This window comes from Saccharothrix hoggarensis (assembly GCF_042678885.1).
In the GTDB taxonomy this organism is placed as follows: Bacteria; Actinomycetota; Actinomycetes; order Mycobacteriales; family Pseudonocardiaceae; genus Actinosynnema; species Actinosynnema hoggarensis.
In genome coordinates this window covers 1-13,615 of record NZ_JBHTLK010000067.1, presented here as the reverse complement: position 1 = coordinate 13,615, position 13,615 = coordinate 1, and the positions used below count along the sequence as shown (strand labels likewise).

The window sequence follows — 13,615 nt, the reverse complement described above, 5'->3', positions numbered from 1 at the left end:
CCACCACGACGGGTTCCGAACCTCCAGAGGAGTTTCCCCAGTGGAAAGTTTGACCGACACCACGGCGCCGACCGTCGGGCTCGACCCCGCGATCGGCACCCTGCCCGCCTCGTTCCGCTGGGGCGTGGCGACCTCGGCGTACCAGATCGAGGGGGCGCACGACGAGGACGGGCGCGGACCGTCCATCTGGGACACGTACTGCCGCACGCCGGGCATGGTGCACAACGGCGACAACGGCGACGTCGCGTGCGACCACTACCACCGGATGCCCGAGGACGTCGCGCTGATCCGCTCGCTCGGCGTGGACACCTACCGGTTCTCCGTCGCCTGGCCGCGCGTGCAGCCGGGCGGCAAGGGCCCGGTCAACGCGCCCGGCATGGCGTTCTACGACCGGCTGGTGGACGAGCTGCTCGGCCAGGGCATCGATCCCTGGGTGACGCTGTACCACTGGGACCTGCCGCAGGAGCTGGAGGACGCGGGCGGCTGGCCCGCCCGCGACACCGCCTACCGGTTCGCGGACTACTCGATGCTGGTGTTCGACGCGCTGTCCGACCGGGTCCGCACCTGGACCACGCTCAACGAGCCGTGGTGCTCGGCGATGCTCGGCTACTACGAGGGCCGCCAGGCGCCCGGCAGGCAGGACTTCGGCGCGGCCATCCACGCCGTGCACCACCTGCTCCTCGGGCACGGCCTGGCGATGCGGCGGATGCGCGCCGCGGCCCCGCCCGCGACCGAGTTCGGCATCACGCTCAACATGAGCCACGCCAGCCCGGCCACCGACAGCGAGGCCGACCGCGAGGCCGCCCGCCGCGCGGACGGCCTGTCCCGCCGCATCTACCTCGACCCGCTGGTGCGCGGCCAGTACCCGGCCGACGTGGTGGCGGACCTGGCCGCGCGCGGCGTGGAGATCCCGGTCGAGCCCGGCGACCTGGAGGTCATCCGGCAGCCGATCGACGTGCTGGGCGTGAACTACTACTCCAGCCACAAGTTCTCCGGCGTGGACGAGGCGGGCAACACGCACGACGCCGACGGCCTCCCGATCGACCGCACCGTGACGTTCGGCCGCCCGGTGACCGCGATGGACTGGGAGATCGTGCCCGAGGGCTTCACGAAGCTCCTGGTGCAGATCGCCGAGGAGTACCCCGGCGTGCCGATGGTCATCACGGAGAACGGCGCGGCGTTCGACGACGAGGCCGACGAGTCCGGGTTCGTCCGGGACGACGACCGCACCGCGTACCTGGAGTCGCACATCGCGGCGGTCGCCAAGGCGCGCACGGCGGGCGCCGACGTCCGCGGGTACTTCGCCTGGTCGCTGATGGACAACTTCGAGTGGTCCTACGGCTACGACAAGCGGTTCGGGCTCGTGCACGTGGACTACGAGACCCAGGTCCGCACGCCGAAGAGCAGCGCGCTGTGGTACCGGGACACGATCCGCCGCGTCAAGGGCAGCTGACCGGACGGCCGAGGGGCCGGGGGGAGTTCATCCCCCCGGCCCCTCCGCATGTCACATCAGCGCCGGTAGACGCCGAACTCGTAGAGCGAGTAACCCCATCCCGTGCCGCGCTGGGTGGCGTGCAGCCGCACGTACCGGGCGGTCGCGGTGACGTCGATCAAGTCGACGCCGCCGTTGCCGGTCGTGGTGCCGTGCACCGCCCGCCAGTTCACCCCGTCGTCGGACACCTGGATCTCGTACGCCCGGCCGTACGCGCCCTCCCACACCAGCTGCACGTGGTGGAACGTCGTCGGCGCGCCCAGGTCGACGCGCAGCCACTGCGGGTCGGCCCAGTCGGTGGCCCAGCGCGAGCTCGCGTTGCCGTCCACGGCGTTCGACGGCGGGAACGGCGCCCCGTCGCCCACCTGCTGGTAGGACGACGCCGTGACGGCCTTGTTCAGCGCCACGTTGACGCCCGCCGGCTGCGGCGCGACGACCCGGACCGACTTGGTCTCGATGCCGATGTTGCCGCGGCCGTCCTCGGCGATCACGTACACCTTCCACACGCCGAGCCGGTCGGGCGCGGTCACCGTCAGCCGGTTGCCGTTGACCTGCACGGGCGTGTTGGTGAGACCGCCGCTGTTGTCGATGTACTTGCTGTTGAACGCCGCCGACCACGCGATCGCGTCGCCGTTCGGGTCGCTCGCGGCCACGTCGATGGTCAGCTGCGCGCCCGCCGGGACGCTGGTCGGCAGGTTCATCGCGGTGATGACCGGCGGGGTGTTGGCGGGCGTCGCGCCGCCGAACGCCTTCTGCACCGCGTAGAACGACAGCCGCTTCTTGCCCGCCGGCGTCAGGTTGAACCACACCGCGCCGAAGTCGTACTCGGTGCCGTAGTGGAACAGCGTGCCGCCGAACGACACCCCGGTGTGCCCGGTGATGCAGTTCCACGCCTGGGTGTAGCCGTCGCGCTTCTGCACGTCGGTGGGCTCGCTGGGCACGCCGTTGACGTCGTTCGGCACCTCCCACTCGCCGGCCGGGCCGGCTTCGGTGAGGATGTACGGCTTGGTGTAGCCGCCGTCGACCCAGTCCTGGCGGACCTTGCAGACGTTGCCGTAGGAGTTGACCGAGTACACGTCGAGCGCGGGGGTGTGGGCCTTGAGGTAGACCCACGCGCCGGTCCACGCGTCCGTGTTGGTCACGGGGTGGTTGGTGTCGATGGCCTTGATGGCCAGCGCGGCCTCGTTGACGTACTTGGCGTACGCGACGCGCTGGTTCTCCAGCTCCGTGCCGGAGTAGCAGTTCTGCAGGCCGAGGATCGACTCGTTGCCCACGTTCCACATCAGCACGCCGGGGTGGTCCTTGTAGGCCGTGACCCACTGGCGGATGGTGTTGAGCATGTCCGACTTGTAGCCGGCGTCGGTGACGTAGTTGACGCAGCCGCCGGAGCCGGGGCCGCCGCCGGGCTGCAGCCAGAAGCCCGTCATGACGCGCAGGCCGTTGGCCGCGGCCGCGTCGAGGAGCGGTTTGGTGGTGGCGTCGGTGCCCCAGGTGCGCAGGGTGTTGACGCCCATGGACTTCAGCTCCGGCATGTGCCGGGCCGCGTCGGCGGCGGGCGGGCCCCAGGTGAGGCCCTTCACGGTCCACGGCTTCCCGTCGACGGTGAGCTGCCAGTTGCCCTGCGAGCCGGTGACGTGCACGCCGGTGCCGGGCGGGGGAGTGGTGCCCCGGGTGCCGTAGACGCGGAACTCCCACAGGGAGTAGCCGTAGCCGTTGGCGCGCTGGGTGCCGTGCACGCGGACGTACCGGCCGCTGCCGGTGACGTCGAAGCCCTGCCTGCCGCCGGTGCCGGCGGTGGTGGTGTGGACCGGGGTCCACGTGGTGCCGTCGGCGGAGACCTGGATCTGGAACGACGTGGCGTACGCCGCTTCCCAGTCCAGTTCGACCCGGCTCAGGGTCGAGGTGGCGCCCAGGTCGACGCGCAACCACTGCGGGTCGCTCCAGGCGCTGGCCCAGCGCGTGCCGGCGTTGCCGTCGACGGCCGCCGACGCGGGGGTGCCCGCGCCTTCGGTCGAGGACGCCGTGGCCGGCTTGCCCTGGGAGAGCAGCACGGGAGCCGCGGTCGCCGTGCCCGGGACCACGACGAGCCCCATGAGCAGGGCGAACCCCAGAAGTGCGGCCAACACCGTGCTGGCGGATCGGAGGCGGTACATGGCGTCTCCTGCCGGATTGTCGGGTCGAAGTGCGGGAGAGCGCTCTCTCAACCCGGCTCGAAGTGTTACGAGCGGACTACGGATCTGTCAACGTCCCGCCTATTGACACCGTTGCGGGCAGCGGGCAGCCTCATGTGGGAGAGCGCTCTCCCAGCCACGTTCCCACGTCGGCAGGAGGACAAAGGTGTCCCGAAAACTCCGCGCGCTGACCGCCACCGTCGCGGTCGGCCTCCTCGCGACCGCCTTGACGGTCGCGGTCCACTCGGCAGCGAGCCAGTCGGCCCAGGCCGACGAACTGGTCACGCACCACGAGTTCCAGGCCAACTGCTCGGTCACCACGCACCGCCCGGACGACCCGATCGTGTTCCCGGGACTTCCCGGCGCGTCCCACATGCACACGTTCCTGGGCAACCACTCCACGGACGCGCGCAGCACCAACGACTCGCTCAAGGCCGGCCAGACCAACTGCCGGACCCCCGACGACAAGTCCGCCTACTGGTTCCCGTCGCTCTACAACGGCGACCAGATCGTCCCGCCCAACTTCCCCCAGGTCATCTACTACAAGTCCGGAATCCTGAAGTACCAGGAGGTCCGGTCGTTCCCGGCCGGCATCCGGTTCGTGGTCGGCAGCCCGACCGCGACGCAGGACCAGTTCCGCACCGCGCCCGGCGCGGTCGAGGGCTGGGAGTGCGGAAACAGCGCGCACAACTGGGACTTCCCGTCGTACTGCCCGCCGGGCACCCAGCTCAACGTCCGGTACCAGGCGCCGAGTTGCTGGAACGGCCGGGACCTCGACTCGGCGGACCACAAGTCGCACATGGCGTACCCGGACCGGGCCACGCTGGTGTGCCCGTCCACGCACCCGGTGCCCGTGCCGATGCTGGAGTTCAAGATGGCGTTCCCCGTGTCCGGTGACATGTCGCGCGTGCGGCTGTCCAGCGGGCGCGGCTACACCTGGCACTACGACTTCATGAACGCGTGGGACGGTCCCACGCTGCAGGCTCTCGTCAGCCACTGCGTCAACGGCGGGCTCCAGTGCGACCCGCGCGGTTACGACCAGTACAAGCCGCACCGGGGCGCCGCCCTCGGGCCGGACTACCGGTTGCCGCGGTGACGTTGTCCTCGGCCACCCCGGGGCGCTTCCGGGCGCTCTGGGGTGGCGCCCTGCTGCTCCTGGCCGCCTGCGCGTCCCCGTCGCCGGCTTCCCCGCCGCCACCGTCGTCGTCCCCGTTCAACCCGACCGACACGGCGTGGATCCAGCTGATGATCCCGATGAACGAACAGCTCCTGCCCGCCCTCGACGTCGCGCCACCCGCACTGGCCCCGTTCGCGGCCGACCTGCGCGCGTCCCACGAGGAGGAACTCGGCCACCTGCGGCGGTTGCGCGACCGCGCGGGCCTCCCGGACGCGAACCCGCACGCCGGCCACCAGATGCCGGGCCTGGTCTCCGAGGCCGACCTGGCCGCGATCCGCCTCGACCCGTCGACGCTGGCCGTGAAGCTCCGCGAGCACCTCGACCAGGCGGCCTTGCTGGCGCGCGGCGAGCAGGACAGCGGCGGCGACCCGGAGACCCGCGACCTGGCGGCGTCGATCGCCGCCGCCCGCGCCGCGCAGTCGGCGGAACTCGCCGCGGTGACCGACCCGTGATCCCGCCGACCCCGAACCTCTTTCGGCTGAGATCGCGGCGCCCCCCGGACGGCGGATGGTCGGCCCAGGTCCGTGCCGGAACGCTTGCCAACCATGGACGTCTTCCCCTCCACCCCGAGGGCACACCGCAACCCCGTGGTCGTCGCGCGGAAGAAGGCCCTCCTCACCGCGCCGCACCTGGCGAAGCTGACGGAGTTCGCCCGGCGCGTCGCCACCGAGCGCAAGGCCGACGTGCCGCTGTTCGACCCCGCGAGCGGCGGCGTCAACGCCAAGGTCCTGCTGCTGCTGGAGTCGCCGGGGCCGGCGTCGGCGTCGACCACCGGCTCCGGCTTCAACTCCCTCGACAACGACGACCCGACGGCCGCCAACGTGTTCACCGCGATGGCGGAGGCCGGGCTGTCGCGGCGGGTGTGCCTGAACTGGAACGTGGTGCCCTGGTACCTGTCGAACCGCGCGCCGACGCCCGCGGAGCTGCGGGCGGCGGTGCCGTACCTGGTGGAGCTGCTGCGGATGCTGACGAGCCTCAAGGCCGTCGTCGTGCTGGGCAGGCCCGCGGGCACCGGCTGGACCCTGTCCGGCCGGGGCCACAAGCTGAAGGTGTCCAACGCCCCGCACCCGTCGCCGCTGTCCATCAACCGCGACCGGGCGGGCCGGTGGCCGCAGCTCGTGGACGCCTTCCGGCAGGCCGCCGAGGCGGTGAAGGACTGAGTCGACGGAGTGGGGACCGGTACCGCGGCCTTCCTCCCGGGACGTGTCGAATCCCGGCAGTCTCCTTCGTCGTACGGGTAGAGACACCCGCACGGAAGGAGACGGCCATGACCACGACCACCACGCCCATCACCCACAGGGACCGCGCCGTGCTCCGCGCCGTCGCGGAAGGCCGCTGCGTGTACGCCGCCGGCACGTTGCTGGTCGACGGGATCGGCTGCTGCGACCAGTTCGTCGGCCCGCGCCTGGCTCGCGCGGGTCTCATCGCGTCCCAGTCGGGCCCGGCACGCCTGACGGCCGACGGGATGGCCCTCCTGGCCACGGCCTGAACGCACGGGCGCTGACGACGGGCTAAGGCCGTTCCCGGCCCGCCGGCGGCGAGAACACCTCCATCAGCTCCGCCGGCGCGACCTCTTCGAGCTGCGCGTAGGTGCACGACCCGGGCGTGCGGTCCGGTCGGAAGCGGACGAGCCTGCTCGTGTGCCGGAACCGGCGCGCCTGCAGGTGCTCGTACCGCACCTCAACCACCAGTTCCGGTCGCAGCGGCTCCCACGTCAACGTCTTGGTCGGGTTCCAGCGGCTCTGCGCGCCGGGCGTGGCCGCGTCGACGCCGGCCCACTCCGCCCACGGGTGGCCGTCCAGCGCGCGCTCCCGGTACGGCGCCAGCTCGTCCACCAGCTCACGGCGCCGCGCGGCGGTGAAGCTGCTGGCCACGCCGACGTGGTGCAGCGCGCCCGCGTCGTCGAACAGCCCGAGCAGCAGCGACCCGACGCCCTCGCCGTCCTTGTGCGGCCGGTACCCGGCGACCACGCAGTCGGCGGTGCGCTCGTGCTTCACCTTCCACATCACCCGCTTGTCCTGCTCGTACGGCAGGTCGGTGCGCTTGGCCACCACGCCGTCGAACCCGGCGCCCTCGAACCGGGTGAACCAGTCCTGGGCGACGTCCGGGTCGTCCGTGGCGGGCGTCAGGTACAGGCCCGGCACGTCGCGCAGCGCCCCTTCGAGCAGCCGGCGGCGTTCCGCGAACGGCGTGCCGGTGAGGTCGCGGTCGTCCAGGGCGAGCAGGTCGAAGGCGACGAACCCGGCGGGCGTGTCGACGGCGAGCTTGCGCACCCGTGACGCGGCCGGGTGCAGCCGCAGCTGGAGCAGGTCGAAGCTCAACCCCTCGGGCGTGACGATGACGATCTCGCCGTCCACCACGCACCGGGGCGGCAGGCCCGCCGCCAGCACCTCGACCACCTCGGGGAAGTACCTGGTCAGCGGCCGGTCGTTGCGCGAGCCGAGTTCGAGCTCGGCGCCGTCGCGGAACACGACGCAGCGGAAGCCGTCCCACTTCGGCTCGAACACCAGGCCGGGCTCGCGCGGCACCGAGTGGACGGCCTTGGCGAGCATCGGCCGCACGGGTGGCATCACGGGGAGGTCCACGCCGCCGAGCGTAGGTCGAGCCGACGTTTTTCACCGTGGATGCGAATCAAGGACCGAACCTGTCCGCAATAGGTTCTACGGTTGCCTCAACACCGAAACGGAAGGCAGGAACCCATGAACGCCACCGCCACCACCGTCGACGCCGCCCGCACCGCCTCCCCGGAGCTGACGGACCTGCTGACCGCGCTCGCCAGGCACCGCGACTTCCTCCGCTTCACCGTCCGCGGCCTCACCGACGAGCAGGCGCGGCAGACCCCGACCGCCAGCGCGCTGTCCCTCGGCGGGCTGATCAAGCACGTCCGCGACACGGAGATCGGCTGGATGCGCTTCGCGGTCGGCGGCGCGGAGCTGATGGAGAGCGACCCGGCGGACTGGGAGAACGGCTTCCGCATGCTGGAGGACGAGACGCTGGAAGGCCTGCTGGAGTCCTACGAGGAGACGGCCGCCACCACCGAGCGGCTGCTCGCGGACCTCGACCTGAACACCGCCCACCCGCTGCCGGTGGCGCCCTGGTTCGAGCCGGGCGCGAGCTGGACCGTCCGCCGCGTCGTGCTGCACCTGATCGCCGAGACGTCGCAGCACGCGGGCCACGCCGACATCATCCGCGAGACGGTCGACGGTCAGCGGACCATGGGCTGACCGGTGGTCAGCGGCGGCACAGCCGGCGGATCAGGTCGGCGTGCGAGGGGTACCGGGGGGCGAGGGTGTCGGCCTCGCCGAACGTGACGACGTCGTCGGTGTAGGGCGGCACCACCACCGTGCCGACCAGCGACCACCCGCCGTCCGGTTCGCTCGCCTGCCACACCCCGGCGGGCACCACGACCTGGGGGCGCTGCCCGGCTCCGAGGTCCGGCCCCAGCACCGGCGTGGTCACCGCGCCGTCCGGGTGCAGCAGCAGCATCCGCAGGGGCGCGCCGAGGTGGTGCGCGTAGACCTCCAGGTGGTCCAGCTTGTGCACGCCGGAGAACTCGCCCTCCCGCAGCAGGTAGTGGATCGCGGAAGCCTCGGCGGACCGCCACGACTGGCCGAACCACCCGCCCTCCACCGGCAGCTCCACCAGCCCCAACGCCGCCACGACGTCGTCCGCGCCCATCCCGCGGCCCCCGTTCCCGCCCGACCGGCTCACGACATCTCCGCCTCGACCGACCCGTGCACCACGACCATCCCCTTGCCCAGCCGCTTGGCCGTGTACATCGCCGCGTCCGCCGTGCCCAGCAGGTCGTCGGCGGTCAGCGACGGGTCGAACCCCTCGCGGTGCGAGATGCCGATCGACGCGCGGATCACGTGCGAGCCCGTCGCCGTCCGGTGCGGCTCGCTCATCGCCTCCAGCACCCGCCGCCCGATCTCCTCCGGCGGCTGCGGGTAGCCGTCGACCAGCACGCCGAACTCGTCGCCGCCCAGCCGCGCCACGACGTCCTGCGACCGCACGCACGACTGCAACCGCGCCGCCACGATCCGCAGCACCGCGTCGCCCTCGGCGTGCCCGTAGTTGTCGTTGACGTCCTTGAAGCCGTCCACGTCGATGAACAGCACCACCACCGGCGACGTGCCGGCCAGCGCCGCGTCCAGCCGCTCCCGGAACAGCGCGCGGTTCGCCACCCCGGTCAGCGGGTCGTGGTACGCCTGGTGCCGCAGCCGCTCCCGGCTGTCCCGCAGCTGCTCCAGCAGCCGCACGTTGTCGATCAGCGTCAGCAGCTGCCGCGCGATCACCAGCAGCACCACGCCGAGCCCGACGTAGATCTCCAGCGGGTTGAGCCGCACGCCCGTCGCCGTGCCGACGACGATGAACAGGCCCGTGACCAGCATCGGCAGGTACGGCACCAGCAGGTGCAGCAGCTCGCCGGCGCGCAGCCGGGTCGACCCGACCCGCTCCCGCGCGGCGCCGCCCGGCGCGATGGCGCTGAGGAAGAACAACGCCGGGCACACCATGAACCCGATGTCGGCGGCCGTGGGGATGGCCGTCGCGCCCTTGCTCACCAGGTACGCGAACACCCAGCCGGACGCGGACTGCGCGATGCCCGCCAGCGCGATGAACAGCACCGGCAGCTGGCGCACCGACCGGTGCGTCCACGACGACACCAGCAGCACGATCAGCATCACCAGGTACAGCGCCGGGTGCGCCACGACGGTCGCGAAGCCGGGCCCCGAGGTGGCCCACGCGCGCACCATCGACTCCAGCAGCGACACCCACGTGAGCACGAACAGCGACCCGACGACGATCAGGCCGTCCAGCGCCACCACGAGCCTGCTGCGGTGGCCGGGCAGCGTGCCGGACCCGCCGTGCGACAGCACGACGATCGCGCACAGCGTGAGGACGGGCACGAGCATGAAGCCGATCGGCGCGAGCGTCGACGACGGCAGCGTCACGCCCAGGATCACCTGGCCCCAGATCCACACCGCCAGGCCGACGACCAGGAACGCCATCGCGGCGGCCATCCACAGCCGCCACCGCCGGGCCACGCCCGTCCGCTGCCGGGCCGCCCGCCAGTACGACACCATCGCGGCGGTCGCGGCGAGCAACTGGGTGAACTTGTCGACGGCCACGGACGTGGGCCGGTCGAGGACGCCGGAGACGACGAGGCAGACGATGCCGAAGACCAGAGCGCAGACGGCACCCGTGATGATGCCGAACCGCCTCAGGGTCATGGCACCCCGCTTATGCCCCGACTGGTGTCGATCAGTTGACCGAGCCACTGTAGTGACCTCCGTGACGCTGTGTCGATCGGGGGGTCTCCCACCGTCACGGTGCGCCCTCACCGCGCCGTGCGCGTGTCCTGACGGATTCCCCCTCGTCAACCCTCTAAAGTTCGAACGGGTGTTCGTCGGCGGCTGAGGGGACCAGCGTGCGCGTGTTCGGAGTCGACCCCGGCTTGACCCGGTGCGGGTTCGGGGTGGTCGACGGCGGTCCCGGCCGCGCGGTGCGGCCGGTGGCCGTCGACGTGGTGCGCACGCCCGCGGACGCGGACCTCGCCGTGCGGCTGCTCCAGCTGTCCGACGCCGTCGAGCGGTGGCTGGACCGGTACGAGCCGCAGGTGGTGGCCATCGAGCGGGTGTTCAGCCAGCACAACGTGCGCACCGCGATGGGCACCGCGCAGGCGGGCGGGGTGGTGGCGCTGTCGGCCGCGCGCCGCGACCTGCCGGTCGTCTTCCACACGCCCAGCGAGGTGAAGGCCGCCGTCACCGGCTCGGGCCGCGCGGACAAGGCGCAGGTCACCGCCATGGTGACGAAGCTCCTCGGGCTCAAGACCGCGCCCAAGCCCGCCGACGCCGCCGACGCCCTCGCGCTGGCCATCTGCCACCTGTGGCGCGCGCCCATGCGGTCGCGCCTGGAGGAGGCGCAGGCGAGGGCGGCTGAGATCGCCCGGACGCACCGCGCGAGACTGGCGCAGGCCAGTGTCCGGCTGTCGGCCCCACCGGCCGCCAGGACCGGGCCGTCGAAGGCCGCCAAGACCGGAGGTGAAGGTCAGTGATCTCGTCGCTGCGCGGGCAGGTGTCGTCCATCGGGCTCGACCACGTCGTCGTCGAGGTCGGCGGCGTCGGCTTCGCCGTGCAGGCCACCCCCGCCACGCTGGCCACCCTGCGCCGCGGCGAGGAGACCCAGCTCGCCACGGCGCTCGTCGTGCGCGAGGACTCGCTGACCCTGTTCGGGTTCGCCGACGCCGAGGCGCGGGAGCTGTTCGGGCTGCTGCAGACGGTGTCCGGGATCGGCCCGCGGCTCGCCCTGGCGACGCTGGCCGTGCTGGAGCCGGACAAGCTGCGCGCCGCGCTCGCCGAGGGCAACATCACCGTGCTGACGCAGGTGCCCGGCATCGGCCGCAAGGGCGCCGAGCGCCTGATCATCGAGCTGCGGGACAAGGTGGGTCAGCTCCAGGCCGCGCCCAGCGCGGAGAGCGGCGCCGGCGTGGTCCGCACGCAGGTCGCCGAGGCGCTGCTCGGCCTCGGCTTCCCGGCCAAGCAGGCCGAGCAGGCCGTGGACGCCGTGCTGGCCGCCGACGGCGCGCTCGGCACCTCCGAGGTCCTCCGCCGCTCCCTGGCCGCGCTGGGTCGCAAGCGATGAACTTCGACGACCACCAGGACGACGACACCCTCAACCCGCTGCCCGACCCCACCGAGCGGGACGTCGAGTCCACCCTCCGCCCCAAGGACCTGCACGAGTTCGTCGGCCAGCCCAAGGTCCGCGAACAGCTCGAACTCGTCCTCCAGGGCGCCCTGCAACGCGGCGCGCCCCCGGACCACGTGCTGCTGTCCGGCCCGCCCGGCCTGGGCAAGACCAGCCTCGCCATGATCATCGCGGCCGAGCTGGGCGCGTCCCTGCGCATCACCTCCGGCCCCGCCCTCGAACGCGCGGGCGACCTCGCCGCGATGCTGTCCAACCTGGTCGAGGGCGACGTCCTGTTCATCGACGAGATCCACCGGATGGCCCGGCCCGCCGAGGAGATGCTGTACCTCGCGATGGAGGACTTCCGGGTCGACGTGGTCGTCGGCAAGGGGCCCGGCGCGACCAGCATCCCGCTCGACATCGCCCCGTTCACGCTGGTCGGCGCCACCACCCGGTCCGGCGCGCTCACCGGCCCGCTGCGCGACCGGTTCGGCTTCACCGGGCACATGGAGTTCTACAGCCCGGAGGAGTTGGAGCTGATCCTGCGCCGGTCCGCCAAGATCCTCGGCGTCGACCTCCGCGAGGACGGCGGCCGCGAGATCGCGGGCCGCTCCCGGGGCACGCCCCGCATCGCCAACCGGCTGCTGCGCCGGGTTCGGGACTACGCAGAGGTCCGCGCGGACGGCGCGGTCACCCTCGACGTCGCGCGCGACGCCCTGAAGGTCTACGACGTGGACGAGTTGGGCCTCGACCGGCTGGACCGCGCGGTCCTGGACGCGTTGGTCCGGTCGTTCGGCGGGGGACCGGTCGGCGTGTCCACCCTGGCCGTCGCGGTGGGTGAGGAGCCGACCACGGTCGAGGAGGTCTGCGAGCCCTACCTGGTGCGCGCCGGGATGCTCGCCCGCACGCCGCGCGGCCGGGTCGCCACCGCCACCGCCTGGCTGCACCTGGGGCTCCAGCCGCCCGCCCGCGCGCCCGGCGAGGCCACGCGGTCGTTGTTCGACGACGCCACCGAGTGATCGGGATTACTCACCTGGCACAATCGGGGGCGGCACCCCAGAAATTCGGACGTACCGGGCGCTGATCGCGTCCGCCCGTCCGGTTGATCGGAGAATGATGGACCTGTCCTCCTTGATGTTCCCGCTGCTGCTCGTGCTGCTCGCGGTGCCGCTGTTCCTCAGCGCCCGCAAGCAGAAGCGCGCGGTCGCCGAACAGCAGGCGTTGCTGAAGTCCCTGGAGCCGGGTGACCGGGTCATGACCACCTCCGGGCTGTACGCGACGGTGGCCGACTCCAGCGACGACACCACGATCGACCTGGAGATCGCCGACGGCGTCATCACCACCTGGCTGCGCCAGGCGATCCGCGAGAAGGTCGTCGTCGACACCGAGACCGACGCGGTCGTGGACGACGTGGACGACGCCGCCGACGAGACCGTCGTCGCCGAGCCCGTGCAGCAGGAGAGCAAGAAGTAACCGAACCCCCGCCAGCGGACCCCTCGCCTGGAGCCGGCAACTGTGAACGTGCCGACTCCAGGCAGTGACGCGCAGCTCACACCATCAGGGGTACGCTGCGCCCTCGCTGACCTTGTCAACTATCAGGAGACGGACGGACCGTGGCACCTCCGGCCGGGCAAATCCGCCCCGCGAAGTACCTGGGCGCATTTGTCCTCATCGTGGTCGCGCTGTACTCCCTGGTGTTTCTCACCGGGAACCGCCAGCCGACACCCAAGCTCGGAATCGACCTCCAGGGTGGCACGCGTGTCACGCTGACCGCCCGGGCTCCTGATGGTCAGGCGCCGACCGAGGAAGCCCTCAACCAGGCCCGCACGCTCATCGAGACCCGCGTGAACGGTCTGGGCGTGCTCGGCGCGGAGGTCGTCCGGGACGGCACCAACCTGGTGATCACGGTCCCCGGTTCGGACAGCGAGGGCGCCAAGCGCCTCGGTCAGACGGCGAAGCTGAACTTCCGCAAGGTCATCGGCTCGCCGCTGCCGAACGCGCAGCCCGCGCCGCCGTCGGAGAGCGCGCCGCCCACCTCGGGCTCGGCCACGCCGCCCGCGAGCGGCAGCGCCACGCCGACGGAGTCCGCGG

At 72.1% G+C, this 13,615-nt stretch carries 14 protein-coding genes and 1 pseudogene; 11 read left to right on the top strand and 4 right to left on the bottom strand.

Features of this window, described 5'->3' with window-relative positions; genetic code table 11:
- Positions 1 to 49 precede the first annotated feature (49 nt).
- Complete coding sequence (locus tag ACFQ3T_RS15385) at positions 50 to 1,453, top strand: GH1 family beta-glucosidase (protein WP_380723950.1); 1,404 nt, start codon at positions 50 to 52, stop codon at positions 1,451 to 1,453.
- A 56-nt stretch (positions 1,454 to 1,509) separates the two neighbouring features.
- On the opposite strand, the gene ACFQ3T_RS15380 is transcribed toward ACFQ3T_RS15385, so the two are convergent.
- Positions 1,510 to 3,645, bottom strand: coding sequence for a discoidin domain-containing protein (locus ACFQ3T_RS15380; protein WP_380723935.1), 2,136 nt, complete (start codon positions 3,643 to 3,645; stop codon positions 1,510 to 1,512).
- Between the two features lie 184 nt (positions 3,646 to 3,829).
- On the opposite strand from ACFQ3T_RS15380, the gene ACFQ3T_RS15375 reads away from it, so the two are divergent.
- From ACFQ3T_RS15375 to ACFQ3T_RS15360, 4 genes are all read left to right on the top strand, one after another.
- Complete coding sequence (locus ACFQ3T_RS15375; protein ID WP_380723934.1) at positions 3,830 to 4,759, top strand: DUF1996 domain-containing protein; 930 nt, start codon at positions 3,830 to 3,832, stop codon at positions 4,757 to 4,759.
- Positions 4,756 to 5,292: a DUF305 domain-containing protein gene (locus ACFQ3T_RS15370; protein ID WP_380723933.1), complete on the top strand. Its 537-nt coding sequence runs from the start codon at positions 4,756 to 4,758 to the stop codon at positions 5,290 to 5,292. Before ACFQ3T_RS15375 ends, ACFQ3T_RS15370 begins: the two co-directional genes overlap by 4 nt.
- A 93-nt stretch (positions 5,293 to 5,385) precedes the next feature.
- Positions 5,386 to 6,000: a uracil-DNA glycosylase gene (locus ACFQ3T_RS15365; RefSeq protein ID WP_380723932.1), complete on the top strand. Its 615-nt coding sequence runs from the start codon at positions 5,386 to 5,388 to the stop codon at positions 5,998 to 6,000.
- Positions 6,001 to 6,107: 107 nt separating this feature from the next.
- Positions 6,108 to 6,329, top strand: coding sequence for a hypothetical protein (locus ACFQ3T_RS15360; protein ID WP_380723931.1), 222 nt, complete (start codon positions 6,108 to 6,110; stop codon positions 6,327 to 6,329).
- A gap of 22 nt (positions 6,330 to 6,351) precedes the next feature.
- Here ACFQ3T_RS15360 and ACFQ3T_RS15355 read toward each other — a convergent pair whose 3' ends face one another.
- On the bottom strand, positions 6,352 to 7,425 hold the full coding sequence (locus tag ACFQ3T_RS15355) for an ATP-dependent DNA ligase (RefSeq protein ID WP_380723930.1): 1,074 nt from the start codon (positions 7,423 to 7,425) through the stop codon (positions 6,352 to 6,354).
- A gap of 114 nt (positions 7,426 to 7,539) precedes the next feature.
- Here ACFQ3T_RS15355 and ACFQ3T_RS15350 point away from each other — a divergent pair, with 114 nt between their 5' ends.
- Entirely contained in the window at positions 7,540 to 8,064 is a 525-nt protein-coding gene (locus ACFQ3T_RS15350; RefSeq protein ID WP_380723929.1) for a DinB family protein, read from the top strand.
- A gap of 7 nt (positions 8,065 to 8,071) precedes the next feature.
- Here the strand turns inward: ACFQ3T_RS15350 and ACFQ3T_RS15345 are convergent, their stop codons facing one another.
- Both ACFQ3T_RS15345 and ACFQ3T_RS15340 read right to left on the bottom strand, forming a co-directional pair.
- Positions 8,072 to 8,518 carry a cupin domain-containing protein gene (locus ACFQ3T_RS15345; protein WP_380723949.1) on the bottom strand — a complete coding sequence of 149 codons (447 nt, stop codon included), beginning with the start codon at positions 8,516 to 8,518 and terminating at the stop codon, positions 8,072 to 8,074.
- Between the two features lie 29 nt (positions 8,519 to 8,547).
- Positions 8,548 to 10,071, bottom strand: a complete 1,524-nt coding sequence (locus tag ACFQ3T_RS15340; protein ID WP_380723928.1) for a diguanylate cyclase domain-containing protein — start codon at positions 10,069 to 10,071, stop codon at positions 8,548 to 8,550.
- A 197-nt stretch (positions 10,072 to 10,268) separates the two neighbouring features.
- Between ACFQ3T_RS15340 and ruvC the strand changes: the two genes are divergently transcribed.
- From ruvC to ACFQ3T_RS15315, 5 genes and pseudogenes are all read left to right on the top strand, one after another.
- The gene (ruvC, locus tag ACFQ3T_RS15335) at positions 10,269 to 10,895 is read left to right on the top strand and encodes a crossover junction endodeoxyribonuclease RuvC (RefSeq protein WP_380723927.1); all 627 of its coding nucleotides are present in this window, start codon (positions 10,269 to 10,271) and stop codon (positions 10,893 to 10,895) included.
- Positions 10,892 to 11,482 carry a Holliday junction branch migration protein RuvA gene (ruvA, locus tag ACFQ3T_RS15330; RefSeq protein ID WP_380723926.1) on the top strand — a complete coding sequence of 197 codons (591 nt, stop codon included), beginning with the start codon at positions 10,892 to 10,894 and terminating at the stop codon, positions 11,480 to 11,482. Before ruvC ends, ruvA begins: the two co-directional genes overlap by 4 nt.
- Entirely contained in the window at positions 11,479 to 12,543 is a 1,065-nt protein-coding gene (gene ruvB / locus ACFQ3T_RS15325; RefSeq protein WP_380723925.1) for a Holliday junction branch migration DNA helicase RuvB, read from the top strand. Before ruvA ends, ruvB begins: the two co-directional genes overlap by 4 nt.
- Before the next feature lie 103 nt (positions 12,544 to 12,646).
- Positions 12,647 to 12,997, top strand: a complete 351-nt coding sequence (gene yajC / locus ACFQ3T_RS15320) for a preprotein translocase subunit YajC (RefSeq protein WP_380723948.1) — start codon at positions 12,647 to 12,649, stop codon at positions 12,995 to 12,997.
- Positions 12,998 to 13,137: 140 nt separating this feature from the next.
- Positions 13,138 to 13,615, top strand: a pseudogene (locus tag ACFQ3T_RS15315) (protein translocase subunit SecD); the annotation flags it as partial.

Bases quoted from the DNA above. Each gene is read 5' to 3' on its own strand.
- ACFQ3T_RS15380 (WP_380723935.1), bottom strand. From the start codon at position 3,645: ATGTACCGCCTCCGATCCGCCAGCACGGTGTTGGCCGCACTTCTGGGG.
- ACFQ3T_RS15365 (WP_380723932.1), top strand. From the start codon at position 5,386: ATGGACGTCTTCCCCTCCACCCCGAGGGCACACCGCAACCCCGTGGTC.
- ACFQ3T_RS15360 (WP_380723931.1), top strand. From the start codon at position 6,108: ATGACCACGACCACCACGCCCATCACCCACAGGGACCGCGCCGTGCTC.
- ACFQ3T_RS15350 (WP_380723929.1), top strand. From the start codon at position 7,540: ATGAACGCCACCGCCACCACCGTCGACGCCGCCCGCACCGCCTCCCCG.
- ACFQ3T_RS15345 (WP_380723949.1), bottom strand. From the start codon at position 8,518: ATGGGCGCGGACGACGTCGTGGCGGCGTTGGGGCTGGTGGAGCTGCCG.
- ACFQ3T_RS15340 (WP_380723928.1), bottom strand. From the start codon at position 10,071: ATGACCCTGAGGCGGTTCGGCATCATCACGGGTGCCGTCTGCGCTCTG.
- ruvB (WP_380723925.1), top strand. From the start codon at position 11,479: ATGAACTTCGACGACCACCAGGACGACGACACCCTCAACCCGCTGCCC.